Here is a 26,448-nt window from a genome sequence, read left to right on the forward strand (position 1 = left end):
GATTCTTTTATTATCTTTGTTCTTCAATGAAAGATATGTATATCTTTCCGTGTAGCTTAGGATTAACCACGTAAAAAACAAAGATTAAACGAAATGAAATCAGAAGAATCTGCTCTCGTCCTTTTTTCAGGAGGACAGGACTCTACAACTTGCCTGTATTGGGCTTTAAACAATTTTGCATCGGTGCGCACGCTTTGCTTTACCTATGGTCAGCGTCACTCGAAAGAGGTGGAAGTAGCGCAAAAAATTGCTGAAAAAGCGGGTGTTCCCTTTCAACTTTTAGATGCTTCCATCATCGGACAGATATCTGTAAATTCGCTAACGGCTGATATTGAGATGGATAAAGAAAAACCGGAAGACTCTTTTCCAAACACTTTTGTACCGGGACGGAACATGTTTTTTCTTACGTTTGCGGCTGTTGTTGCCCGCAATCATGGGATAAGACACATTGTGACAGGTGTTTCGGAGGCCGATTATAGCGGTTATCCCGATTGCCGTGATACGTTTATCTATTCGTTGAATGCTACCCTCAATTTGGCTATGGATGAGCATTTTAAAGTCCATACACCGTTGATGAATCTGGATAAGGCTAATACTTGGAAATTGGCCGACGATTTGGGGGTGTTCGACATTGTTCGTAACGAAACTCTGACTTGCTATAACGGGATAATGGCAGATGGTTGCGGCGAATGTCCTTCGTGCACTTTGAGGAAAAAAGGATTGAATAAATATCTGAAAATGAAAGAAAACAAATAAATGATATGGAAATAGAAGGATTGAGCCACTTAGGTGGAAAAACTGAATATAAGGACGATTATGCCCCGGAAGTTTTGGAGGCATTCAACAACAAGCACCCCGAAAATGACTATTGGGTAACGTTTAACTGCCCCGAATTTACGAGTTTGTGCCCTATTACAGGGCAACCTGACTTTGCCACCATTCATATCAACTATCTGCCCGACGAAAAGATGGTGGAAAGTAAAAGCCTGAAATTGTATCTTTTCAGTTTCAGGAATCATGGCGCCTTTCATGAAGATTGCGTAAATATTATAATGAAAGACTTGATAAAACTGATGAATCCTAAATATATTGAAGTGATCGGCATATTTACGCCCAGAGGAGGGATAAGTATCTATCCTTATTGTAATTATGGGCGTTTGGGTACACAATACGAGGAGTTGGCAAAGCACAGGCTGATGAATCGTAATTTGCAGTAGGGTAATATTCTTGTTATTGTTTTTTAACAAAAAAAGAAGCAGATCTAATATTGAAATTACGTATACTTGTACTCTTGTTATAAATAATAGTAAAGTTCTGTCACTTTAGCAGTGACAGAGCTTTGTTTTTTCAGAGGTTTTATACAGTGCAAATTTATGGCAAAATATGTGTCGTTCACTCCCTGTAATATTCCTTAAACTTATGTATTTTGCTTCCTGTATCTTTTACTCCTGATTTGTCGGGGTGAAGCACCCAATATTTTGTGGCAAAACTCATTGAAATGAGACAGAGTTGCGAATTTGTTATCGGTCGATATCTGTTTCAGGCTCTTGTCCGTATGATAAATTTCATGATAAACTGCACTTGCCCTTCGTTGCCTGAGCCATGAATAGGCAGAAACACCGAATACTTTCCTGAACTTTTTATTGAACCCCGAATAGCTATAGTGCATCTGATCAGCTAGTTCCCTGACATTTCGGACGCTTTTGGTTAGTTTTCTGACCTGCTCTGTGAAATAAAGGTCATTTGTGAGGTATGTACTGAAAAAGCTGCCCAGCTGTTCTCCTGTGTACGATGCTTTGAGTATGCAAATCAACTCTTTAGCTTTGATGTCGGCGAGGAAATTGTAATCTATGTTCTTATCTTTGTAAATAAGAAGTGAACGGATGTATCCGTTCATCACTTCATTGAAAGATAGATAGCTAACACCTTGTTGTTCTGTGCTTTTCAACTCCTTCATTCTGCAACTGTCATACAAATAATCCTCATCATTAATACCAATTGATACGAAAGAAGACTTTTCCGGAGCGTTGATCATACATCCATATCCTGCAGGCAGGAAGAAGAACTTACTTGCAGAAATAGATTCTTCCTTTATGTCCGAAAAGGAGATATTCAGTCTTCCTGAAATTACTAATATTATCCTGCAATAGTCTTGTCTGGCAGTCCATTGTTTCCCTTTTTCCAGATCAGCGAACATTATGTTCGTTTCTATGTCTCTATTTTCAAAATTCATATTGTGTTGTTGTTTAAGTGATTGAATTAGTGTGTGTTTAACGAATATTTAACGAAAAATTTTATTTTTTCAATTCTCATGTTTCTGTTTAAATATTTGTAATCAGCGATTTACTTTACCCGTATTTCCGATTTTATCGAATGAAACAACCTCATGTTTAACAAGGTGTTTAACATTTGTTTTTCTCATAAAACTTAATGTCTTTATAATTAATGGTGTAACATAGTCAAAAGGGTTTTTCTGTCACTGCTAAAGTGACAGAGTGTATTAGTCGCACAAAATCAAGTGATTAGCAATTTTGAAGAAGAGGTAAAAAACGAACCGGAGACGAAAAACTAACACGACAAACAACATTAAAAATTATGAAAAAAAGTTTATTATTCTTATTGATGCTTTTGGCCTGCACCATTGCTTACGGACAGGTAGGAGTGAACACAGAGTCGCCACAAGGGGTGTTTCACATTGATGCGCAAAAAAACACAAACGGAAATACGAATATTGCGGATGACATTGTGGTAAAAGCTAATGGTAATGTAGGTATAGGCACAAATGATCCTCAGGCAAAAGTGGATATCCGCAGCACGACACAAGGCGGAGGATTTCGCTTACAGGATGGAACACAAGGCACAAACAGAACCTTGACAAGTGATGCTAACGGAAATGCTTTTTGGAAGGCTGGAGCTTCACTTTTGTCCGGGATGGTTTATTCTTCAAAACCTGATTTTATATTGACAGGAATTAATGTCCTTACTGATATTGGAATACAAACAACGCTATCTAAAGGAACATATTTAATTAATTTCAAGGTTTCGTATTTTATGATTGATGGATCTTTACAGGAGGGTGATTATCACCATCTGTATTTCAAAGAGGGAAGTTCGCTAGCAGGGGCCGAAATCGCACATTTTCACGATGGGGTGAGAAACGCTTATCGGGATTACCCTAGTTATAGTAAAATTATTAAATTTACAGAGGATACTACACTTAAGGCTTGGGTGATGTGGACAAAGGCTGGGGGGCAACTGCTTACTGATAAAGATTCATATTCTACATATCTGGAGTGGATAAAATTGGAGTGATGCCCAAGCCTATATAATAATCAAAATTTTCCCTCAAGGCTTCTGCTTTGGGGGATTTTTTTGCCTGGATAAAACTCCGATTTTTTTTATGTTCTTTAGCAGAAAACAATTTCCAGAATAGAAAAAAAAGATTAATTTTGTGTCGCTTATACAAATCATATAGAATTCACTATAAATATCTTATATTAAAACAAAAATCAGTTATGAGAATTGAACGTATTTTTGCGCGTGAAATCTTGGATTCGAGAGGAAATCCAACAATTGAAGTTGATGTAACATTAGAATGTGGCGCATTTGGTCGTGCAGCTGTTCCATCAGGAGCTTCTACAGGTGAAAATGAGGCTCTAGAGCTTCGTGACGGAGACAAGAAAAGATACCTTGGAAAAGGTGTTCTTAAGGCTGTTGAAAATGTAAACACAGTTATCGCTCCTGCACTTGAAGGAGAATCGGCATTAGATCAAAGAGGTATCGACCTTAAAATGATTGCACTTGACGGAACAAAAACAAAATCGAAATTAGGTGCTAATGCTATTTTGGGTGTATCTTTGGCTGTTGCTAAAGCTGCTGCAAACTATTTGGATATTCCATTGTATCGTTACATTGGCGGAACAAACACTTATACGTTGCCTGTTCCTATGATGAACATCATCAACGGAGGTTCTCACTCTGATGCTCCTATCGCTTTCCAAGAATTTATGGTTCGTCCGGTTGGTGCTCCTTCTTTCAAAGAAGGTTTGCGTTGTGGTGCTGAAATTTTCCATGCATTGAAAAAAGAATTCCACGACAGAGGTCTTAGCACTGCTGTTGGTGATGAAGGTGGTTTCGCTCCAACATTGAAAGGTACTGAAGATGCTTTGGAATCAATTATCAAAGCTATCAAAGCTGCCGGATATGAGCCAGGAAAAGACGTGACTATCGCTCTAGACTGTGCTGCTTCTGAATTCTACAAAGACGGAGTTTACGATTATAGCAAATTTGAAGGACCAAACGGCGCGAAACGTACTTCTGCCGAGCAAGTTGAGTTCTTGGCCGAGCTAGCAGCTAAGTATCCTATCGATTCTATTGAAGATGGTATGGGCGAAAACGACTGGGATGGCTGGAAACTTCTTACAGACAAACTTGGCGATAAAGTTCAGCTTGTAGGTGATGACTTGTTTGTTACTAACGTTGAGTTCTTGAAAAAAGGTATCGAAATGGGTTGTGGTAACTCAATCCTTATCAAAGTTAACCAAATCGGTTCTTTAACAGAAACTCTTGATGCAATTGAGATGGCTCACCGTGCAGGTTACACTTCTGTAACTTCTCACCGTTCGGGCGAAACTGAAGATGCAACAATTGCAGATATTGCTGTTGCTACAAATTCAGGACAAATCAAAACCGGTTCATTGAGCCGTTCAGACCGTATGGCTAAATACAACCAATTGCTTCGTATCGAAGAAGAACTTGGCGATAAAGCTGTTTATGGTTACAAGAGAGTTCAAAGAGTGAAATAAATTCACTACTTTATCAGAATAAATAATAGGGAGAGCCTTTTGGGGTTCTCCCTTGTTTTTTATGCAACACCTCTTTTACATTATTGCATTGCTATTTCTGCTTTTCTTTTTCAATTTGAGACCTTTAACCATCATCGGAAAACGTTTTACAATATGAATAACAATTAAAAAGGTTGTGATAAGACCTAGTTTGTAGTGCCATAACCCGATAGAAGAATTGGCTCCGTCGATAAAGAAAATCAATAAAATACCCGTCATAGTCAGTATAAAGAAAAGAACAGATATGAACACTGTTGTTTTGCTTTTGCCTTTGAGGCCTTTTTGCATCAGTCCTTTATACCAGTTCCAATGAGCTTTGACATGCCACCAAACTAAAATTAGTGATACTATACTCACAACAACGTGATAATTAGCCCAATATTCCCAAATGTCATGATCTATGCCGTGTCCTGCTTTATGTAGCTTTAATCCGCTGTACACAAGCAATATACATATCGGGATCAGAATCAGATCTATAATAAATATTGATTTGCCTTTTGTCAAAGAAAATTTGTTTGCCATAATTCATTAAAGTTAAATCATTGATTGCAAAAATAGTTCCTATATGCAATTATATGTATGTATAAAACAATACAAAAATGGTATATATCGAATATTTAATTAAATTTGACTTCTGTCTAAATAAATTAAATAGTATAATATGAAACAGATATCATTCTATGATCTTGACGAAATGAGTGAATGTGTTTTGGCTGAATTTGAGAATAAAGTAGTTGTAGGAGAAGTTCAGAAAAAAGATATTTTAAAGAAGGACATATTTCCGACCAGATCTACAGTCTTCACTTTGATATTTGTTGAAAGTGGAATTCTAGATGTTGAATTGGATTACTCCTCTTATACATTGAAAGAAAAATCCTTTCTCGTAATCCTCCCCGAACATATAACGCAAAGTATAAGATCTAGCGATGATTTCAGAGCTAAGTTTATGATTGTCGACCAAGAATATTTCGGAAGTTTCGATATCAATAAAAACCGGCCATACCAACCTTCATTCATAAATATCCGAAAACATCCGGGGTTTCATCTGTCTGTGGATGAGACAAATATTATCAATTCTTGTTTTGATAGAATAAAACAAAAAATACTGCAGCAAAATCATCATTTGAGAGATGAAATTATAAAGACTTTGCTTGTCGAGTTTATCCTCGAAATGGATAATATAATGATAGAACGGAATTACGATTCAAATACTCAAAAATTATCAGGTCAGGAACATATATTGCATAGTTTTTTGCTGCTATTGGGCGAAAACGGGAAATCAGAGCATCAAGTAACATTTTATGCAGACCGGTTGCATATCACTCCTCAATATTTAGCTTTGGTGCTGAAAACTCTGACAGGAAAGACTACTCGAAACTGGATTGCTCATGCATTGATTACGGAAGCTAAGATATTATTGAAATATACGGGAATGAGTGTGTCACAAATTTCAGATACTTTAAATTTTTATGATGCATCAGCATTTGGTAAATTTTTTAAAAAGGAGACCGGTTTCACACCTTTTTTGTATCGAAAATCATAGCTTATTATGCTGAAAATATAGAAAAAAGGCTGTTTTTTCTTATATAAAAGGCGAAAAACTATTGCATTATTCATATTTTTTTCCTATATTCAGTACTATACATAAGCGCTTGTAAAACTATTTACACAAAAATCACCTGATAATAGAATAGAAATATGAAAGTATTTGAAGCCCTCACATTTGCACGTCCTTTAGTCGAAACTATATTTCAAGCAGGAGCCAATCCTAAAGATGTACAATATTTGGAAATGTACAGCGAATACCTGCGCCTCGAACAAGAAGGGCATAAGAAAGTTTACATAGCAGCGGTGTTATCGGAAGAATATGAAATTACCGAACGTACATTTTATGACATCGTAAAACGCATGGGGCGGGATGTAGGTTGAATAGAATGTGTGTTTGTGAAGATTGACTTTTTAGTTATCTAAATCACGAATCCATTAAAGAGTTGGCGAAAATATATATGGCATAGCCCGGGCACAACGCCAAAACCAGCAGCAATAATAATAAAACCAATCTGAACGCCGGCTTTATTGATTGCCACGACTTACATATTTGGATGATTGACAAACAACATCCAATGATACCGGAAATCATGAATATTTCCCAAATTAAAGTCAATTGATAACTCTTGAAAATAAAAGACAGAAAAACCAGCATAAATGAAACTAGGCTATATACTGTGCAGTTTTTAAAGTTTTCAAGGCTAACATCCTCTCTTATCTGTTGATCTCCCATTTCAAAAAACACAACCCAATAAAACTAAAAAGTTATTTGTTAATATTATCTTATATTAATAACATGATCTATGATTCCAAATTTACATTATTTTTTATTCATTAATAGTATGATAATCTGTTAAAAATGACCTTTTTTTAATAAAAGTGATTCTTTTTGTTCGAAAAGTTTTGCTAAGTACTCCTTTTGTTATGTAAAATAATACTATTGTTTTCTCTGAGTATCTTCTGTTTTTTTAAGAATGTACTATTTCACTGAAAGAACACTTCAGTAAGTAGAACGTAAATTATTAGAAAATTGTTCAGTTTCTTGGTATATTAGATCAACAACAAACACAAACACTCTTTCACGTAAATTTATTTAGTATGATAGAAATAAAAGGAATAATCGGAAACGAAGATAGTGAGGTATCGCTTCTTTCTGTTATTGAACAAGTGGAAATGGAAACTGCCGACAGAATTCACGTCAAAATTAACTCGGTGGGCGGAGATTTGGACGTCGCTTTTTCCATTTACAATTACTTGAAAAATCTGGATAAACCGGTAACAACAGAATGTTCAGAGAATTGCGCTTCGGCTGCGTCAATCATTTTTCTTGCCGGAGATCGCCGGATTGCCGGTTGCCCTATTATGATACATAATCCTTATGTAGACGGAGTATCGGGCAACAGTTCCGAACTTCGGGATGTGGCAGACTGGATAGAACAGAAGGAAGTGCAAGCACAGATGTTGTATGCAGAACATACGCGGCTCGATACCCAAACTCTCTCGAATTTGATGAAATCGGATTGTTACATATCTCAATCGCAGGCTGTTGTGATGGGATTTGCTACGGAAGCAAAACATATTGCGTTTGCCCGTTACAATCAGAATCAAAATTTATTAACACAAAACAAAACTGAAGAAGAAATGGCAAAATCCTTTATTGGAGAGCTACTGAAAAAACGTAGCAAAAAGCATGAACACAAACTGTTTATGTTAGACCTTACCAGTGTTGACGGGCAGACATTGTTTGTAGAACGATCGGAGGGAGAACCTCAAATTGGAGATGTGGCGGAACCTGATGGCAATTTTGTAATGCCTGATGGTAAGACAATTGTAGTGAGCGAGGGCAAGATAACAGACATTATTGTTGTTGAAAACAAATTTGAAACTGTTCCTGCTGAACAATTTGCCATCATAGAAACTGCGTTGCAGGATGCTTTGGATGAGGTTCAAAATCTAAGGGAACAGCTCGAAACGGCGAAGGCTTTGGCTAAAAGCCGCGAAGAAATACATATACTGAACGCTATAAAAATAGCGGGTGGTGCAGAAAATCTTCTGAAAGGCTACAAATCTACTTATAAGCCTTCGGGTAAGGCAAATAACAATGCCCGATTAGATTATAAGCGAGAAAGCCTTGTTGCTAAAAAACTGGCAGAAGTGAAGGAAAAGAAGGGACTGAAATAAACTTTAACTCAATTAAACACAGATTTTATTAAACATTTATTTTTTATTTAACATGGCAAGTACAGGATACGATTTTATTAAAAACCTGACTCCCGACAACGGAGCTGTAACTAACTTGAGAGAGCTTTTATTCTTGACTGTGCTTCAATCGGAAGCGATAGAAAAAACTCTGACAGTACAACCCGGAGCAATGCATGGGAAGAAAGTTGCAGGTATTGGCGACATGGGAATTGTGGGAGAAGTGCAAAGCGCATGTAAGCCGATTTTCAACTCAACCATTATCGATACTCAGGAAAAAGAGTGGGATCTGGGCGAATTTACAGTGGCGGAAGAAATCTGCTATAAAGATTTGAAAGATACGCTGGTGCGTCATGCTATGCGTACGAAAACCAGTGTGGCAGATCTGACAGGAACAGATTATATTGATATCGTTGTAGAACCTCGTCTTCGTGAGGCACTTACAAGAATGTTCTGGCGTTTGTTCTGGTTTGGCGATAAGGCTGCTAAGAACGTTGAGGCGGGTGGAATTGTTACGAACACAATCGACACAAAGTATTTTGATGTATGCGACGGTTTATTCAAACGTTTGTTTGCGATTACGGCTGCTAACCCGGATCAACGTGTTGAAATTGAGGCGAATGGTTCGGCTAATTATAAGGCGCAACGTGATGATCTTCGTGCGGACGGCGTAGCGACTGCAATTTTTGAGGATTTAATCTACAATGCAGATATGCGTTTACGTCAGGCTAGTGACAAAGTTGTGCTTTGTACGCAATCTTATGCCGATGCTTTGGCAATTGATGTGAAACGTACCACAGGTTCGGAACTTCAATGGGAATCATTGTTCGACGGATTTGTAAGCGCAACCAAATTCAACGGTCAGGAAATTGTTGCGTTACCTATCTGGGATGATATGATAGCAGCTTTCGAAGACAACGGAACAACTTACAACAAACCGCACCGTGTGGTTTATGCTTCAAAAGGAACTCTTTGGGGTGGAATTGCTTCGGCAAATGTGATTGAAGAACTTGATATTTGGTTCTCAAAAGACGATCAGGTAAACCGCATGCTTGTTCGTGACGAAATCGGAACCCTTGTTTGGGAAGATTCTCTTATCCGTTTCGCATACTAATCGACTGAAAATAAAAAATTAAACTGCTCTTTTGCTGATGCCTGAAGGTTATTAGCCGGCAACTTTATGCTCCGAATTATTTTGAATAACATCTATGTGGTTTCATCGGCAGAAGGGCGGTTTCAAAAAAACAAACACTATTTACAAAACATTTTAAATTAATCAATTATGGCTATTTGTGATAAATTTTTAGAAAAAAATATTCAAGCAAACTGTGACGATCTTGTAGTAAAAGGTGTTGAGGCAAACGGGGTAATAATCAATCGTGCCGACATTGATTTTTCTGCTGTCGTTTTTGATGCAGATAATAAGAATGTGATCAGCAACCTGGTATTGAAATCTGGCAAAAAAGGATATGAAATCAGTGTGCCTACACCAAATCCATTCAGTGGAACAACTACAACAATGGAAGAGGGTACAAATCGAAAAACTTTCACCAACAATCTGGGTTTTGTAATCTTGGACAATGGCCCGGAAGTTGCAGGAATTATAGATTCTTTGGCAAATGGCGAGTTTGTGGTTGTTTATGAAAACAAATACAAAGGCTTGCAAAAAAGCACGAACAAAGGAGATGCTACATATCAGATTGTAGGATACTACCAAGGATTGAAAGCCTCAACATTGGAGAACGATAAATATTCAGATGATACAGAGGGCGGATGGAATGTTGTTTTGACAGAAACAAAATCTCCGAAATCGGCTTTGTTCCTTTATGCGGGAAATGCAGCAGATTCGGAGAAAGCATTTCAGTCTTTGACTAATCTTAAAGCCTGATAATGGTAATTTCTGAGCAAGAACTTAGAATTCAACTGGAAGAAATGAAAGCCCGATCCTTGTCGGACGGGCTTTGGGCTTCCGATCACAAATTTATAGAACAAAACTACGAAAGAGTTACATTTCAAAGATTTGCCAAACGTAATTGTAGCCGGTGCTATAACGATGCTTTCATAGAAATGTATACTGTTTTCAAAAAAAACGGATTAAGGGATATGCCAAACTTTAGATTAAAAAATGGAGCCATATTGCAATCTGCTCATTTTTCGGAGGCTGTTACCAATAGCAATTTGACCGACGAAAAAGCTATTCAATGGCTTCGGGACAATCCTACACGAATAAACTTTTTTGCTGTTTATCCCGAAAACTGGGAAACCTTGCTGGTGGATGATGGTGCGGCAAAAAAAAGTAAGGAGAAGAATAACCGGAAACAAAAATAAGAAAAAAACTTATGAATGTAAAATCAGTAAAACAACCGGAAAAGAGGTTTGATGTGCCTAGTATTACCAATCTGGGAATTCAGGCATACAACTCAAATAATCTTTACCCGCAAGATATTAAGGCCATCGTGGCAAGTTCCGAGTCCGGAGCTAGTTGTCTGAACAGGTATATTCAATTCATACAAGGAAATGGATTCAAGAATGTTGCTTTTTCGGAGAAAGTATTGAATGCGATGGGAGACACGGCTGATGATATTCTTCAGCAAATAGCGGATGATTTGGCTTCGTTCGATGGTTTTGCTCTTCATGTGAATTATGATGCTTTTGGGCGTATTGTTGAGGTATATCACGTTCCTTTCGAAAATTGCCGTTTGTGTGAAGAAGACGAGTTGGGTTTTGTTGCCAAAATTGCTGTTTTTCCGGATTGGAGCGGATGCAAGAAGAGGGGCTCAAAAATATTGAAACCCACAAAAGAAATGATCGACTACATAAATGTATTCAATCCTGATCAGGAAATTGTACAGAAACAGATTAGTGAATCGGGAGGGATAGCCGGCTATAAAGGACAAATACTTTGGGTGTCGAGTGCCGGAAAGCAAGAGTATCCTAAAGCTGTTTACGATTGTGTGGTGACGCAGATGTCGACAGAAGAAGGGCTTTCGAATATAGCTTACCGTAATACCCGCAACAATTTCAACCCATCGGGGATGCTTATTACCAAGAAAGGAATGAATGTTTCGCAGGAAAGTGAAGACTCGTTTTTCGATGAAGGAAGTATTGCAGAAGAAGTTGCAAAAATTCAAGGGGATGTAAATACCAACAAAATACTTCATGTGGAGGTGGAATATGACGAGGAAATACCTCAGTTTGTGAATTTTCAGGGAGCTAATTACGATAAGGATTACAGTGTGACTTCCGATGTAGCTTGCGAAAAGATATATGCGGCATTCAGCCAGGAAGCATGGCATCGTATACGAAAAGGCAGTCTGGGGTTCTCGAACGATGTATTGATAGAGGCCTACGAAAACTATTCGACAGTAACAAGTGTGCAACGCCGTATGATAGAACGGGCTTTCGACAAGATATTCAAGTATTGGCACGAAACAGTGTCGACAACAGACTTTACAATTGAACCTTTAAAATATGTATCAAGTGAAACATCTGACAACAATTGAAAAAATAAAGCAAAATACTCGTTTTGTTTCGAAACATATTGACGATAACAAGATAAATCTTTGTATCGAAGAAGCCGAACGTTTGGATGTGAAGCCTCAGATTGGAGATGATTTGTTCTTGTCGCTGATGGAATGGGTTGAAAATCCCGATCAGGATAATCAGCCGGATTATACCTTGTTAATGCAGGGCGGTGTGTATCAGCGAAAAGACGGGCAGAAACGCGAATTCAAAGGTCTGCAATCGGCACTCAACTATTATGTGTACGCAAGGTTGGTGAAAATGAATAACTTCTCGCTTACCCGTTTCGGATTTGTGGAAAAGCAAGATCAATATTCACAACAGGCAGAATTAAAGGAACGTTTAGCTGCAGAAAAAGACGCCCGGTCTATTGCCGATACGTATATGGTTGAATGTCTTGAGTATCTTCGGGTTAATAATGAAAAGTTTACAGCCTTCAGAGGTGGAAAACAAAAAAACAGATTACGAATTTCATCAATAGGAGATTAAATTATGGCAAAAACAATTTTGCAATTAAAAGGAGATGCGGATAAAATTTATGGAGCGAATGTAGCGGGGCAGAATACCGCCCGGGTGGTTGGCGGTTGGATGCAGGATGCAACTGAAACATTGCAGGAAGAACTTAAAAAGAAACCGGATATAACACTCAGTGAAGGAAAACTACCCGAATCTGTTTTGCCGGATAATGTTATCATAAATGGTGTAAACCCACGAGAAATAGAGATTAGCACACCTAAAGAAGCACTGTTATCTTCTGCTGAATTGATAGGTATTGGGTGGGTTGGCGATAATGGAGCTAATATGGTTACATGTACTGAAAGCGGAGTAACCATTGCAACAGGGCAATCCGGAGCAAGCATAAATCTTCGGGGACTAAATGGAGGCAAAGCCTATTATGGAGATACAAAACCGGAGAATGAAATTGTAAAGAAATCAGATTTAGCCACAACAGAAAGCAACGGTCTGATGAGTAAAGAACACTTTAAAATATTACAGGATATGGAACAAAATTTCGATAATTTGGTCGGAGAAGTCAAACGTATTGCCGATGTTCAGAACGGCGCATTGGAAGATAAATATACCGAACATGTGGTAATTGAATTTAAGAACACAACGGGCAAATATATCCCGCAACTGATTGGATTTGTGGCGGCAGTGGACTACAAGGTGCAAGAATCGGGCGTTACGATGTCGGGGTCTATGGATAATACGCCAAAAGTCAGGTATATAGGCGGTCTACTTAGGAGTGAAAATTCCATTGTAGACGTGCACACAACGAAAGTGGGTCAGATGCACTTTCCGAAGAACTTAGATGCTGATAAGTTATTATTTTCCTGCCCTAATGTTGGATTTATCGCAACGGGAGCAAATCTCGTCTCGGTTGTGGATGTGCGGGGGTGTCCGAAACTCGACTCATTATACACAGATACAGCCTCTATCGACCTTTCGTTGAATACAGTTCTAAGGTATGCTTACTTTAACAATTCGGCTATTACCAACCTCGACACGTCTAATAACCCGTTGCTTGTCGAGCTATTCTTATACAACTGTACGCTGCTTCAAGATGTTACGTTGCCTGCTTCTAACGAAAACCTGACATCAATCAGCGTTACGCTTTCGGGTTTATCAAAAAATACGATAATGGAGAAAATAGGCAATGTGTGGCAAGATCGGACGGGCAAATCGGCGGGAACATTAAGATTGTCGACAAGCATGTACAACTCGATGTCGGATGACGAAAAAGCAGTCTTTACAAATAAGAATATCAATTTGATAGCGCAATTATAATTCAGTTGCGAGTTACTTCGCCCTTTGGGCAGTTACAAGTTGCGAGTATTATTAATCTTTAATAAAAAAATTATGAGTGATAAACAAACAATAAAAGGAAACGTAGCGGGAAGCGGAAAAACATTCACCTGCTATCAAGACAGTTCAATTGAAGATATACAGGAAATGAACCCTGAATTGACGAACGAAGAAACGAAGATGATATTCAACTCAATACAAGAACCTAAACCGATTAAGCAATGAGAGTTGAAAGAATAGACATAACAACAACTGAAGGACAGATTCTTGTTAAAACAGAAGGATTGGATCACTCTGAAGGACATCCTAAAAACTCATTGAGATATAAAGCATTCAATAGTACATTATGCCTGTATAAACTTGAAGATTCACGAATATTATGTTCGGCCGAATGGGGCAATGTCACGGTAAACGGCACTATTGTTACGAAAGACAATGTCAATGAAGCCTTAGAGCCTCTTTTTATCTAGGGGAGCATACGCCAATGTCAACAACTTTGTGGTGAACCTTGCCCGGCAAGGCATCGCCGTTGACGTGGACTATGTTAAGGCGCAATATAATAGCCTGAGTCCCCAGATTCGAAAAGATGCGAAGATTATCCTTTTGCCCGTTGCCGCCCAATCGGGCGTGGTATATGGCATGAATAACAAGACGGGTGCGGTTGTTCCGTTTCAGTTTGCCCGTGCATCAGGTGCAACGTTTTTCGATAGTGACAAAAACATGCAGCCTATCGGTGCGAATATCCCCCGTATTGATTATGGCAACTACTCGGATGATGCGAAATTGTTGATTGAGAAGACCGCAACTAACCTGATTTCAGATTCCGCCGATTTTTCCCGTTGGGGCGGTTCGGTGTTGTGCACTATGGATGAATCAACCGCCGATGGATTTGAAAATTATTGGAAAATTGAAAAAAATGTAAATTCAAGTAGTGAAAGTATTACGTATAATCCGGGTGTTACAATTTCCGGTTCAGCGGAATATGTGTTGCGCATATATGTAAAAAAAGGCAGCTCCGACAAAATAGCATTAGGCATGTATGTAGAGGCCGGCAGTGGTTGGGGGGCATCGCCTGACAGTACGGCAAGAATTATCTCAGGCTCAGGTTCGTTATCTCAGGCTCAGGGCAGTATGTGGACTGTGTCGGACTTGACGGATGATGGTGCATTGGTGGAGATAACCCGCAATATATTGCCAACGGATACAGGCAGTGTTGTTATTTTCATTTATCCTGATACTGCTGCGAGCTTCGATCAAGGCGCTTACAATTTCATCGCATCGGCACAGTTGGAGATGAATATCAGAAGTACATCGTATATTCCTACATCCGGAAGCACTGCAACCCGTTCGGCTGATCTGTTAGCCTACACTTTGCCCGATGACTGCGAGGTGTACCTGAAAACAACTCGGCAAGAAACGACACTGCAAAAGCAAGCGGGTATCTGGAATCTTCACGAGGATTTAAACAACGAGGGTATTATCGCCCTTGCAATTTTATAGTGGACGAGTTACAAGTTACGAGTTACAAGTTACAAGTATTCTTAATTCTTAATTCTTAATTCTATGATTAGATATTTTTCATGTGACGATAGGTCTGGGCTTGACGAGGTTTTGAAATTTGACGGCAATACTTACAGCGACTTCGATTTATCTATCGACGTAGTAGGAAAGGTTAATCTGAATCCGCCCTTAGAGCCAATTATCGGTGATGATGGTGAGGCTACTTACCCCGAAGACACGCGGGAACCTGTGTACAGTGATTTCCTTTTCAATGTCATTTTCTTAAATGACAACAAAATTGATTTATTCAAGGATTTCAAGGAAGAAACACCGAAAACACCATTCAGGACATTTTTAATGTAAGTCAGTTATGGATGCGATAAAAATACTTTTCCTGACAATCGTCAGTGCGATAGTGGCTTTCCTGGAACCGGTAAAGAATCCGGTAATAGTGTTATTTATGGTTTTTCTGGGAGATTTTTTCTTTGGGTTAATGTCTGATTTATTTGTAAACAATGACCGGATCAGGCTGAAAAAGGCGTTATTCGCTTTACTTTTTCTGTTCCTGTATAATTCGGTGATTGTGCTCACATTTATCATTGGTTTCCTGATGGGAGACATGGACGAGGCTATGTTTATTGTAAAAACACTGACTTATGTCTTCACTTCGTTTTACATCGCCAATACCCTCAGGAACATTTGCCTGTTGTTCCCTGATAACCGGGCGTTCGCATTTCTGTATTATATATTCGGGTTACAGGTACTAAAAAAAATGCCTGTTTTGTATAACTATATTTTTGGAAAGAAAAATGAAGACACTAACGAATGAAATTCTGAAACAGATATACCCATTGTCTACCAAGGTGAACCGGGATAAATATCTTCCATTTCTGGTTAAGTGTATGGAGGAATACGAGATCAATACCGTTAACCGTACGTGTATGTTCTTGGCTCAAATAGGTCACGAATCGGGACAATTGCGATACTGTGAAGAAATAGCTTCCGGGGCAGCTTACGAAGGTCGCAGAGACTTAGGAAATACGCAGAAAGGAGACGGCAAACGGTTCAAAGGCCGTGGATTGATCCAGATAACAGGGCGTTCCAATTACACGGAGATATCCAAGATATGGAATGTTGATTTCGTATCTCATCCCGAATTGTTGTCTACTCCGGAATATGCAGTAAAATCGGCGTGTTGGTGGTGGAAGAAACGAGGATTGAACGAGATCGCCGATCGAGGAGATGAAGCAGCTTTCCGGATTGTTACCCGAATCATCAACGGAGGATATAACGGATATCAGGATAGGTTTAATTTGTGGAACAATGCAAAAAAGGTATTGATATGAGAATCTGTTTAATTATACTCTTCATATTCCTTTTTAGTTGCAAATCTAGAAAAATATATGTGCCTGTTGAAACAGTGAGGTTGGAATATACAGACAAATTGATGGTTGACTCCGTTTATCAACACGATTCAGTATTTGTTTTTTCAACAGGAGATACTCTCTATGTTGATCGCTATAAATACTTATATCGAGACAGGTATGTCAGAGACTCTATTTTTGTAAACGACACTATTCGTGTACCTTATCCGGAAATGGAAATTAAAGAAGTGAATAAACTTTCTTCTTTGCAAAATTTTCAGGTGTGGTGTGGTCGGATATTTTTATTATTAATTCTTATTTATTTATTCTATAAGATTAAGTTTAGTGCTTAACAGCAAAAAAGCAAACGCTCAACTATTTAACGTTGAGCGTTTGTGTTTTTTTAATTTTCTTTGTTTTTCTCAAAAGTGGCATTTATATTCTGTCTGAGAGCATCGTATTTTTTGTCAATATCTTCCTTTTGCTTTTGCATTTCTTCGGTCATAGCATCGCTATTGGAGTTAAGGTAATTAGTGTTGGTAGCGATTTCTTCTTCACAATCAACAAACTCAGACTTGAGAAACTCTGTGTCTTTATGTTGCTTTTCAATTTCAATCAAATCCTGAAGAGCACTGACGTACACATCATATTGCCTTAAATGAAATTTGAGACTGTCGACAAGAATTTCAGAAGTATTATCGGAGCCGATACCGGTTTTTTTTTTGACAAAGTCGCAACCGCTTATCAGTATTCCTGTTAATAATATTGTAGTGGTTAGGAAAACAATTTTTTTCATGTCCTGAAGTTTTAAGAGTCCATAGTGTTATTTCGAACTGCAAATGTAGTGTTTTTTTGTGAAATAGTGTGTTAATAGGGTTTCGGATGGTAGTCATTACTTGATTGTTGCCTCATTTAAACAATGAATTAAAAAATATTTTTTTTTTGACAAAAAAGGACTACTTTTAGGGTTTGAATTTTGCAACACACAATATATGGGCAATTATATATTAAAACTAACCACTGTTGTACTGATAATTTTTTCTTTTTTTGCTTGTCGGAATACCGGTTATCTGGATGATTTTCAGTTTGGGCAAACAATAGAAGAGTTTGAAAAACAATTGGGGCATCCTGTTAATTATAAAAATTTTGTGATAGGAAATAAAGACAGTATTTATTACGATGAAGCCGACTTTATATACTCTCCGGAGCTTGACGGGTACCACGATTCGATACAGCTAATTCCTATAGCAGATAAGAAAATAGCTAATTATTCGGGAATAATTGGAGATGAAGTTGTCTTCAGGGCATATGATGGTGTTATCGGTGGTTATAAAATGACTATATCGGATGTAGACCAGATTCAAAAACTAATGGATATAATATTGGAGCAACATCCGGATATTCAGCTTTATGATGATGGTGTGTGCCGATTCAAAAAATACATAAACGACACCACAGTTGTGCAGTTGTGGCTAAACGAAACCATCCCCGGAAAATTGTTTGCCATACTTACATATTCTACAAAAGTAGGGAAAGGTTCTCCTGCGCTGCTTTACCAGAATTATGACAATAAATTGGACACACTGACCAAGCGCGTGAAGATAATGAGGCGGAAAGATGGAGGATATTATGTCTTGCAAGAAAAATAACCTCGGTCCAATTCTTAACATAAAAGCACTTATACCAAATATTCTACATATTTAGTCAATTTATACTCCGGATTAAGATTGTTACAAAATAATTTTGTGATACTTGATAATCTTAATCTAAATATAAAATTGACCATGAAGAAAAGATGTTTACTTTCTTTATTTTCATTGCTGTTGTTAAGTTCTGTGTGTGGACGGTCTTACTTTGTTTCGCCCACAGGAAACGATTCGGCAGATGGAAATATTAATTCTCCTTTATTAACAATCAACAAAGCAGTAGATTTAGTACAACCCGGCGATACAATATTTGTGCGGGGAGGAACTTATATGCTGCAAGCAACAATCCGCATCAAGGCAAAGCAAAATGCAAGAGAAGATGCCCGCATATATTTATGGGCATACAATAACGAGCGTGTTATTATTGATGGAAGCCAAATTCCGCATACAGATGTAAGTAGCTTCAAGATGGCTCGTTGTATATATGTGAATCACGAGGCAAACTATTGGCACTTCAAAGGTTTAGAACTGTGTAACGCCAAAGATAATGGTATGAAGTTGGAGGGTAGTTACAATATTGTGGAAAACTGTAAGTTCTACGGAAACAACGATACAGGTTTACAAGTTGGGATGTACAAAGATTTTGGAATAGAAGAAACCAAATCACTACCTCCGGGTACGCCAGAATTTAATCCCGGATATCAATTTTGTAGAAACAACATTATCCTGAACTGTGATTCATGGTATAATTATGATAAAATAGACTATCAGGGTAAATCTGACAACGGCGGAGATGCCGATGGTTTTGCGTGTAAACTATTCCCCGGACCCGGAACCGAATTTTACGGTTGTCGTGCATGGAACAACTCAGATGACAATTGGGATTTATATATGGTATATCATCCCATTGTTATTGATAATTGTTGGTCTTGGAAAGCCGGTTACGATTCAAACAATACTCCACGTGAAAATGGTAACGGCTTTAAACTTGGCGGTGGAGGCACAGCCGGTGGTGCAGCCTTCTCTCAGTCGATCGGAACCCATCTTGTGAGAAATTGTGTCTCTTTTGAGAGCTTACATAAAGGTTTCGATCAGAATAATGCTTACGAGGCTATGTACTTGTTCAACAATGTGGCTTGGGGCAACGAATATAACTATCGTTTCCCTACCGAGTTTAAATACGGAACAATGTACATGAGAAATAATATAGGGTGGGGGGCAACAGCTCCTAAAAATGTAGGTAATCACGAATTTTTATCTGCAAACAAAGCCGGCTCACAAGTACCGGATACGGATTATAATAGTTGGACATTGATTGATGGATGTGATCCGTACAAAGAAGGGAATAAAATAGGCGGAACGGCAGTTTATACAAAAGATCATTCATCTCAGTTCAAGAGTCTTTCTTCTACTTTGTTTTTAGAAGACCGTCAGTCTGATGGAAGCCTGCCGGACAATGATTTTGCAAAATTGAAGGAGAATAGCTATTTTATAGATAAAGGGCAAATAGTAGAAAATTTTGCATTGTCTTCTCATTTGCCCGATAATTTGCGTCCGGTAGATTATCAGCAACTTCCAAACCTGACAATCTCTTACAATGATGCCGGTGCCGATATGGGTGCTTTTGAGTCGGGTATTTCGACCAATGCAGGTTTGAAACTTTTTCAGGGAACAACAAATCAGTTAGTATTTAAAGGAACAGCTATTACAGCTATTATATACAAATGGAGCGGGGCGTCGACAGATGTGAAAGTTGAGGATTTGCCCGAAGGTGTGCGGGCCGAGAAAGATGTGCCAAACAGAACGGTAACTATTATGGGTAATCCAACCACATCGTCTACCTATAAGGTAACTACAATTGGTGGAGATAATCCCGTAACAATGACAGGAACTATTTCTGTTAGCGAGGTTGCTCCGGCTACATTAGTTTGTACTACAAACAACTCATCTCAGACAGTGAATATAGGTAATGCTATCAATGATATTGTTTTTGAATATGGAGGTGGTGCAACCGACATAGAAGTTCAGAATCTTCCTGCGGGATTGGAATATACCAAAAAAGATAATAAATTGACTATTTCAGGTACTCCTGTCGAGGATGGAACATATTCTGTTACAGCAACGGGCGGAATGGCGCCGTTTACTATACAGGGAGGCATTGAGCGTGTTATTCCAACCAAAGTGTTAACGGGCGATTGGTATAAAATTCAGGATGAATTTGGTAATTTGCCTTCAGACCTGAATGGAATTATAACAATGAAAAACGGGTCGGATGCTTATCCGGTAGAATGGGATCCTGCATACAAAGAAAAGAACGATGTTATTCCGTCCGGATGCACAGAGGGTGCAATTAATGTGGAACGAGGCGGAAGAGTAACCTGGAATCTTCCGAGTTTGGTCGAATTTAAAGCCAATCTGCATTTTACAGGTTCTCGCAAATTGAGAATTGAATGGGAACAGGATGGAGAAACGAAATTCTGGGAAACACCTTCAACCATGTCGGCTACAACTTTGAAAAGTTACGATTTTATGGCTCAAGCGGGAATTGAACCTACAAAATCTCCAATAAAAATAACTTTCGTAAACCCATCGAGTAGTGGTGGAACCCGTATTTATGATTTCTTTATACGTGTTTATGATAGTGGATATTCTTCTATCAGAGAGGATAGCAAAGAGAACTTGTCATTCTATCAAACGGAAACCGCTTTGATTGCTTATGGAGATATTGCAATGATGAGGGTTTATTCTCTTTCAGGTAACGTGGTTGCTCAATCTCAAATGTCTCAGATTGTAGATATTTCACATTTGAATAGTGGTGTTTATGTTGCTCTTATTCAGACAAAAGATGGTGCAGTAGTTTCTCGTAAGTTTGTGAAGAAATAAATTAAGTTCGTTTTAAGGTTGGATAAGGCAAGATTACCTATGGTGTCTTGCCTTGTTCTTTCATAGTTGAAAAAAAGAAGCCTCTCCTAAAAAGGGAAAGGCTTCTGCTATTTCTACGGTGAAATATTTTTACTTCTTCAGCACTCCGTTTCTTTCGAGGAGAGCATCTACTGATGGTTCTTGTCCTCTGAATTTTACGTATAACTGCATCGGATCTGCCGTATTGCCTCGCGACAATACATTTTTGCGGAAAGATGTAGCTGTTGCTTTGTCAAAAATACCATTCTTCTTAAATAGAGAGAAGGCGTCTGCGTCCAATACTTCCGACCACTTGTAACTGTAATAGCCTGCTGCGTATCCTCCTGCGAAAATATGATTGAATTGGGTAGACATGCTAGCATCTTTTACAATAGGTAGCAATGCTGTACTAGCCATGGCTTTACGTTCAAATTCACGGATATCTCCTGAAAATGGAGCCGACTGCCTGTGCCAAGCCATATCCAGATATCCGAACGAAAGTTGGCGGTAACATAAGTAACCGGCAAGATAATTGGAAGCGTCGACAAGTTTCTGAACCAGTTCGGCCGGAATTTTTTCCCCTGTTTCGTAGTGAACAGCAAATTGATCGAGGTAAGCCTTTTCTGTGAGCCAGTTCTCCATTACTTGAGAAGGTAATTCCACAAAATCGCGGGCAACGGCTGTTCCCGAAAGCGTTTCGTATGTACATTCAGACAATATGCCATGTAAGCCGTGACCGAACTCATGCAAGAATGTTTCTACTTCGTCAAATGTAAGTAATGCAGGCTTGGATTCGGTAGGGCGAGTAAAGTTCATGACAAGCGAAATATGAGGACGAGAATCACCCCCTTTTCGTATATACTGACCTTTATATTCTGTCATCCATGCACCTTGGCGTTTTCCTGCACGAGGGTGGAAATCTGTAAATAGTACGGCCAGATATTTACCATCGGCATCGTAAACTTCAAATGCTTCTACTTCAGGATGGTATACAGGTATTTTGGTGTTTTTCTTAAATGTAAGTCCATACAAATCGGTAGCCAACCCGAACACACCTTTCTTCACATGTTCCAGCTCGAAATAAGGACGGATAAGCTCGTCATTGATATTGTATTTTGCATCTTTCAGTTTTTCCGAATAGAAAGACCAATCCCAAGGTTGAAGGTCAAGTGCCTTACCCTCCATTCCTGTTGCAAAACCTTCCACTTCACGCACATCGGCAAGAGCAGCAGAGGCGTAAGCGTCATGAAGTTTGTCAAGAAGATTGTATACAGCCTCTTTGTTTTTAGCCATCTTGTTGCGCAGCGAGTACGTTGCATGGTCTGAGTAACCCAACAGTTTAGCAATTTCGAGACGAGTGTTTGTTATTTCTTTTACATTTTCTTTGTTGTCAAACTCACCACCTAAGACACATCTGGTATTGTATGCCATATATAGCTTCTCGCGCAAGTCGCGACGAGTAGAATATTTCATGAAACCGATGTAGCTGGGAGCCGACAGATCGAACATCCAGCCTGTTTTGCCTTTGCTCTTAGCCTTAGCAGATGCAGCGTCGAGCACCGATTGGGGCAGGCCTGCGATGTCGGCTTCATCGGTAAGCAGCATCTCGAACTTGTTAGTCTCCCTCAAAACATTCTGACCGAAATTAAGAGTAAGGTTGCTTAGTTTTGTAGACAATTCTTCGTATTTCTTTTTGTCTTCGACACTCAAGGTAGCACCGCTGTTTTCAAATCCCTCATAGATTTTTTCTATCAAGCGGATTTGTTCGGAAGTTAGTCCTTCATTGTTGCGGTTTTCATATACCGTTTTCACTCTGTTGAATAGAGCCTCGTTGAGGGTAATGCTATTGTTGTGAGTGGAGAGCATTGGCGATATTTCTTGCGAAAGTTGCATCATTTGCTCATTGCTTTCTGCACTTAACAAGTTGAAAAAAACACTGCTCACTTTCGACAGAATCTTACCCGATTGCTCGTAAGGTTCAATCGTATTGAGAAAAGTGGGCATTGAGCGTTGCATCACAATGCGGTCTATCTCCTTCTTGTGTTGTTCTATACCTTTTTCGAAAGCAGGCTTGTAGTGTTCCAGCTTTATTTTATCGAAAGGGGGTGTTCCATGCGGAGTTTTATACTCTTGCAAGAACGGGTTTTGAGCCGTAGCGGCATTCAATGTCGTCATAAGCAGAATTGAAAAAAAGATTTTTCTCATATAAACAATTGTTATTGATTCTTGATAATGCAAAGGTAGATAAAAAGAATAAAGAAAGAAAAAATGAGCCGAACAATGATAATTGTGGGCAAATTCATCTATTTTTGTCATCTGTTAGGCGTTGTTACGAATAAAATGTTACGTCTTTCCGATTTTTACTTTACAACACAATACTATACAAAACTATGAAGATTTTTTATATAGTCCTGATCGTTTTTGCAGCATTTATATTGGCTGTTGTTTTTATAGGTCGTTCTGCATTGGGGCAGATGGATTTCTCGGATGAAATGTTCGGTAACGTGAGGAAATATATTTCCGAAGAATTAGTTAATCTTAAGAACAATGGAGAAATAGATGAAGATCAGTATAAGTTGATGACCAACAAACTGATGGCAGATGTTGATTTCTTTGAGCAGACTAAAGAATTGTCCGATCAACAAGTAAGAGATAGGGTAGAAGTCACACTTGCGGAATTTGAAAATGTAACTGTGACAGAGAATGTTTATATGGTTGTAAACCGTGTTTATCAGGATATTATAATGGCTCGTCAGATGCGTGACCTTACCCGGACAGTTCCTCATGGGGATGTGGGGGCATATCTTCTCGCATGGTTTGAAAAGAGACAACCCCGACAAAATAAGTTTGATGCTGTTAGGCAACGTTTGTCTAATTTTGAGATTGAAAATAAGGAGTTTAAGAGAGAAATTAGTGAAGATGTTAATTGGATAGAGAAAGATACTACTTTAACCAAATCTCAAATAGAAAAGAGAATTGAAAGAGCATTGAACCATTTCTCGGAGAAAAACCTTCCTAATGATGCCATAATGCAGATAGGTAATATCTATCATGCTTTGGCAAATGCCGGAGGGGTAGGTAAAGAGATGAATGATTTTATAAATAGGTTTTACGAGAAAAATATGAAGCAACCCGATTCGTTGACATATCCGGAAATGAAAACAACTATTGAGAATCGGTTGACAGCAATACTACATGCCGGTCTTATTGATAAGAGTGACTATGACTTGATGAAAAATGTAATGCTCAAGGACTTGCAAATGATAGAAAATACTCCTTTGTCCGATTCTTTGACGATTGTGAAAAATCTGAAATATGGACTGGAAATGCTCAGCCGGTTGAGGCTCGATACCGAAGACCGAGAGTTTGTAACGGAAATGTATTATGCTATGTCTCAACAAAAGGGTGTGAATATAGCAGATATATTGAATGAATGGCTTTATGGAAAAGAAATGATGGAAAAAGTAAGAGAAAAGGAATACAATATGGAATAAAAACAAGGCGAAATCGTATGGGAAGGACATTTTTTCTTTTTTTACATTCCATATGCAAATATTATGGATAAAGTGAAAACATTTTTGCACCAAAGTGTGTTAATTTGCAAAAGTGTTTAAGATAAAAAGTGTTCGGATCATGAGGAAAATCTTAGTGTCTTTCTTCCTATTGTTATGTTTTGTCGGTTATACAAATAGCCAGACACCTGATTATTGCAGGTTTATAGTGAATAAGACTGATGAATTTACGGGTGAAAAGATATTGGTAACAACTCCTGCTGCCTTGAATAAGCCGGCAACTGAAAAGCATCGGTTTACAGTTGCATTTGCAAATGTTATCGACCGCGACAATCTTTTACCTCCGTCTAAGTTTGTGACGATAAAACTGACGTCAGTCAATGAAAGTTTATTCATTGCAAGGGGTGAGCCATTGCTTATCAAGCTGAATAACAATGAGATTGTAGAGTTGATAGCTATGGACGATTACAGAACCGAAACAAAACCTACAAAACCGGGGGTGACGTTAACTCAGGTTGTGGCAAACTATCAGGCATCGAACGATGTATTGGTTAAAATACAGCGAGTGGGTATTGCCAGTATCAGAATGAATACAAGTCATTCTCAGTTTGATATGAATATGAAGACTCAAGATAATAAAAAGCTGGCTCAATTGTTGACGTGTGTGGTTGATGTTTGATTTATTTGAATTGAAATGATTGATAAAGGTAACCAATGTAATTTGGTTACCTTTTTTTATAAATTTCCTATATTTGTAGATTGTTCCACATTTTAATACATAAGAACCCTATGCGTCTAGTCTTGATAATAATTACGTTTTGTTTTTCATCTGTTTTATTTGCACAAACATCGGAGATAGAAAAACTCATAAATAAAGCAGAACAAGGCTATGTAGAGGCACAATTTAGTCTTGCTTGGTGTTATGAAAATGGAAAAGGAGTAGAAAAAGACATGTCGCAAGCTGTTTATTGGTATCGGAAAGCAGCAGAACTGGGCGATGTAGAAGCTCAGTTTAGTCTTGCTTGGTGTTATGACAATGGAGAAGGAGTAGAAAAGGACATGTCTCAAGCTGTTTATTGGTATCGGAAAGCTGCAGAGCAAGGGTTACAAACAGCACAATTTAATCTAGCTTTGTATTATAAGAATGGAAAAGGAGTAGAAAAAGATATGTCACAAGCTGTTTATTGGTATCAAAAAGCAGCAGAACAAGGCTTGCAAGATGCACAATTTAATCTAGCTTTGTGTTATCTAAATGGAGAAGGAGTAGAAAAAGATATGTCACAAGCTGTTTATTGGTTTCGGAAAGCAGCAGAACAAGGGTTGCAAGATGCACAATTTAATCTAGCTTTGTGTTATGACAATGGAGAAGGAGTAGAGAAGGGCATGTCTCAAGCTGTTTATTGGTATCGGAAAGCAGCAGAACAAGGCTATGTAGCGGCACAATTTAATCTTGCTTGGTGTTATGACAATGGAGAAGGAGTAGAAAAGGACATGTCGCAAGCTGTTTATTGGTATCAACAAGCAGCAGGACAAGGCTATGTAGAGGCACAATTTAGTCTTGCTTGGTGTTATGACAATGGAGAAGGAGTAGAAAAGGACATGTCTC

General features: G+C 38.5%; 29 protein-coding genes. 25 read left to right on the forward strand and 4 right to left on the reverse strand.

All coding sequences use genetic code 11. From position 1 onward, the window contains the following. Positions 1–93 precede the first annotated feature (93 nt). Together queC and queF are read left to right on the forward strand one after the other, a co-directional pair. Positions 94–756, forward strand: a complete 663-nt coding sequence (gene queC / locus D0T56_RS10655) for a 7-cyano-7-deazaguanine synthase QueC (protein ID WP_163320138.1) — start codon at positions 94–96, stop codon at positions 754–756. Positions 757–761: 5 nt separating this feature from the next. Continuing rightward, positions 762–1,217, forward strand: coding sequence for a preQ(1) synthase (queF, locus tag D0T56_RS10660; protein ID WP_163320139.1), 456 nt, complete (start codon positions 762–764; stop codon positions 1,215–1,217). Positions 1,218–1,417: 200 nt separating this feature from the next. Here the strand turns inward: queF and D0T56_RS10665 are convergent, their stop codons facing one another. Next, entirely contained in the window at positions 1,418–2,233 is an 816-nt protein-coding gene (locus tag D0T56_RS10665) for an AraC family transcriptional regulator (RefSeq protein ID WP_163320140.1), read from the reverse strand. A 362-nt stretch (positions 2,234–2,595) separates the two neighbouring features. Between D0T56_RS10665 and D0T56_RS10670 the strand changes: the two genes are divergently transcribed. After that, the gene (locus tag D0T56_RS10670; RefSeq protein ID WP_163320141.1) at positions 2,596–3,312 is read left to right on the forward strand and encodes a hypothetical protein; all 717 of its coding nucleotides are present in this window, start codon (positions 2,596–2,598) and stop codon (positions 3,310–3,312) included. Positions 3,313–3,515: 203 nt separating this feature from the next. Then, entirely contained in the window at positions 3,516–4,805 is a 1,290-nt protein-coding gene (eno, locus tag D0T56_RS10675; RefSeq protein ID WP_163320142.1) for a phosphopyruvate hydratase, read from the forward strand. 75 nt (positions 4,806–4,880) lie between these two features. On the opposite strand, the gene D0T56_RS10680 is transcribed toward eno, so the two are convergent. After that, positions 4,881–5,366, reverse strand: a complete 486-nt coding sequence (locus D0T56_RS10680; RefSeq protein WP_163320143.1) for a DUF4405 domain-containing protein — start codon at positions 5,364–5,366, stop codon at positions 4,881–4,883. Positions 5,367–5,505: 139 nt separating this feature from the next. Between D0T56_RS10680 and D0T56_RS10685 the strand changes: the two genes are divergently transcribed. The 16 genes from D0T56_RS10685 to D0T56_RS10760 all read left to right on the forward strand — a co-directional run bounded on the left by D0T56_RS10685 (position 5,506) and on the right by D0T56_RS10760 (position 17,136). Further along, entirely contained in the window at positions 5,506–6,387 is an 882-nt protein-coding gene (locus tag D0T56_RS10685; RefSeq protein WP_163320144.1) for an AraC family transcriptional regulator, read from the forward strand. Positions 6,388–6,542: 155 nt separating this feature from the next. Beyond that, positions 6,543–6,773, forward strand: a complete 231-nt coding sequence (locus D0T56_RS10690) for a hypothetical protein (protein WP_163320145.1) — start codon at positions 6,543–6,545, stop codon at positions 6,771–6,773. Positions 6,774–7,490: 717 nt separating this feature from the next. Beyond that, positions 7,491–8,573: an ATP-dependent Clp protease proteolytic subunit gene (locus tag D0T56_RS10695; RefSeq protein WP_163320146.1), complete on the forward strand. Its 1,083-nt coding sequence runs from the start codon at positions 7,491–7,493 to the stop codon at positions 8,571–8,573. 52 nt (positions 8,574–8,625) lie between these two features. After that, positions 8,626–9,705: a hypothetical protein gene (locus D0T56_RS10700; RefSeq protein ID WP_163320147.1), complete on the forward strand. Its 1,080-nt coding sequence runs from the start codon at positions 8,626–8,628 to the stop codon at positions 9,703–9,705. A gap of 168 nt (positions 9,706–9,873) precedes the next feature. Continuing rightward, positions 9,874–10,479 (forward strand): hypothetical protein, encoded by a 606-nt coding sequence (locus tag D0T56_RS10705; RefSeq protein WP_163320148.1) that lies wholly within the window; start codon positions 9,874–9,876, stop codon positions 10,477–10,479. A gap of 2 nt (positions 10,480–10,481) precedes the next feature. Continuing rightward, a complete protein-coding gene (locus D0T56_RS10710; RefSeq protein WP_163320149.1) occupies positions 10,482–10,919 on the forward strand; it encodes a hypothetical protein in 438 nt (145 codons plus the stop codon). Between the two features lie 11 nt (positions 10,920–10,930). Continuing rightward, a complete protein-coding gene (locus D0T56_RS10715) occupies positions 10,931–12,094 on the forward strand; it encodes a hypothetical protein (protein WP_163320150.1) in 1,164 nt (387 codons plus the stop codon). After that, complete coding sequence (locus D0T56_RS10720; protein ID WP_163320151.1) at positions 12,072–12,602, forward strand: hypothetical protein; 531 nt, start codon at positions 12,072–12,074, stop codon at positions 12,600–12,602. Before D0T56_RS10715 ends, D0T56_RS10720 begins: the two co-directional genes overlap by 23 nt. Positions 12,603–12,605: 3 nt before the next feature. Next, positions 12,606–13,901, forward strand: a complete 1,296-nt coding sequence (locus D0T56_RS10725) for a hypothetical protein (protein WP_163320152.1) — start codon at positions 12,606–12,608, stop codon at positions 13,899–13,901. Between the two features lie 72 nt (positions 13,902–13,973). After that, complete coding sequence (locus tag D0T56_RS10730) at positions 13,974–14,144, forward strand: hypothetical protein (RefSeq protein WP_163320153.1); 171 nt, start codon at positions 13,974–13,976, stop codon at positions 14,142–14,144. After that, entirely contained in the window at positions 14,141–14,389 is a 249-nt protein-coding gene (locus D0T56_RS10735) for a hypothetical protein (protein ID WP_163320154.1), read from the forward strand. Before D0T56_RS10730 ends, D0T56_RS10735 begins: the two co-directional genes overlap by 4 nt. A gap of 28 nt (positions 14,390–14,417) precedes the next feature. After that, on the forward strand, positions 14,418–15,419 hold the full coding sequence (locus D0T56_RS10740) for a hypothetical protein (RefSeq protein ID WP_163320155.1): 1,002 nt from the start codon (positions 14,418–14,420) through the stop codon (positions 15,417–15,419). A 63-nt stretch (positions 15,420–15,482) separates the two neighbouring features. Next, positions 15,483–15,782, forward strand: a complete 300-nt coding sequence (locus D0T56_RS10745) for a hypothetical protein (protein ID WP_163320156.1) — start codon at positions 15,483–15,485, stop codon at positions 15,780–15,782. Between the two features lie 7 nt (positions 15,783–15,789). Next, entirely contained in the window at positions 15,790–16,248 is a 459-nt protein-coding gene (locus tag D0T56_RS10750; RefSeq protein WP_163320157.1) for a hypothetical protein, read from the forward strand. Next, positions 16,229–16,765, forward strand: coding sequence for a glycoside hydrolase family 19 protein (locus D0T56_RS10755; protein ID WP_163320158.1), 537 nt, complete (start codon positions 16,229–16,231; stop codon positions 16,763–16,765). Before D0T56_RS10750 ends, D0T56_RS10755 begins: the two co-directional genes overlap by 20 nt. Then, entirely contained in the window at positions 16,762–17,136 is a 375-nt protein-coding gene (locus D0T56_RS10760; protein ID WP_163320159.1) for a hypothetical protein, read from the forward strand. Before D0T56_RS10755 ends, D0T56_RS10760 begins: the two co-directional genes overlap by 4 nt. Before the next feature lie 50 nt (positions 17,137–17,186). Here D0T56_RS10760 and D0T56_RS10765 read toward each other — a convergent pair whose 3' ends face one another. Next, the gene (locus tag D0T56_RS10765) at positions 17,187–17,579 is read right to left on the reverse strand and encodes a hypothetical protein (RefSeq protein WP_163320160.1); all 393 of its coding nucleotides are present in this window, start codon (positions 17,577–17,579) and stop codon (positions 17,187–17,189) included. A gap of 196 nt (positions 17,580–17,775) precedes the next feature. Here D0T56_RS10765 and D0T56_RS10770 point away from each other — a divergent pair, with 196 nt between their 5' ends. Next, positions 17,776–18,432, forward strand: coding sequence for a hypothetical protein (locus D0T56_RS10770; protein WP_163320161.1), 657 nt, complete (start codon positions 17,776–17,778; stop codon positions 18,430–18,432). A gap of 135 nt (positions 18,433–18,567) precedes the next feature. Next, positions 18,568–21,312: a T9SS type A sorting domain-containing protein gene (locus D0T56_RS10775; RefSeq protein ID WP_163320162.1), complete on the forward strand. Its 2,745-nt coding sequence runs from the start codon at positions 18,568–18,570 to the stop codon at positions 21,310–21,312. Positions 21,313–21,441: 129 nt separating this feature from the next. On the opposite strand, the gene D0T56_RS10780 is transcribed toward D0T56_RS10775, so the two are convergent. Next, positions 21,442–23,535: a M3 family metallopeptidase gene (locus D0T56_RS10780; protein ID WP_163320163.1), complete on the reverse strand. Its 2,094-nt coding sequence runs from the start codon at positions 23,533–23,535 to the stop codon at positions 21,442–21,444. Positions 23,536–23,720: 185 nt separating this feature from the next. On the opposite strand from D0T56_RS10780, the gene D0T56_RS10785 reads away from it, so the two are divergent. The 3 genes from D0T56_RS10785 to D0T56_RS10795 form a co-directional block, all read left to right on the forward strand. Continuing rightward, entirely contained in the window at positions 23,721–24,824 is a 1,104-nt protein-coding gene (locus D0T56_RS10785; protein WP_163320164.1) for a DUF4844 domain-containing protein, read from the forward strand. Positions 24,825–24,963: 139 nt separating this feature from the next. Beyond that, positions 24,964–25,521 carry a hypothetical protein gene (locus D0T56_RS10790; protein ID WP_163320165.1) on the forward strand — a complete coding sequence of 186 codons (558 nt, stop codon included), beginning with the start codon at positions 24,964–24,966 and terminating at the stop codon, positions 25,519–25,521. Between the two features lie 110 nt (positions 25,522–25,631). Further along, a partial coding sequence (locus D0T56_RS10795) for a tetratricopeptide repeat protein (protein ID WP_163320166.1) occupies positions 25,632–26,448 on the forward strand: 817 nt, incomplete at its 3' end.

It is taken from the genome of Dysgonomonas sp. 520 (assembly GCF_010501095.1).
GTDB lineage: Bacteria > Bacteroidota > Bacteroidia > Bacteroidales > Dysgonomonadaceae > QVMP01.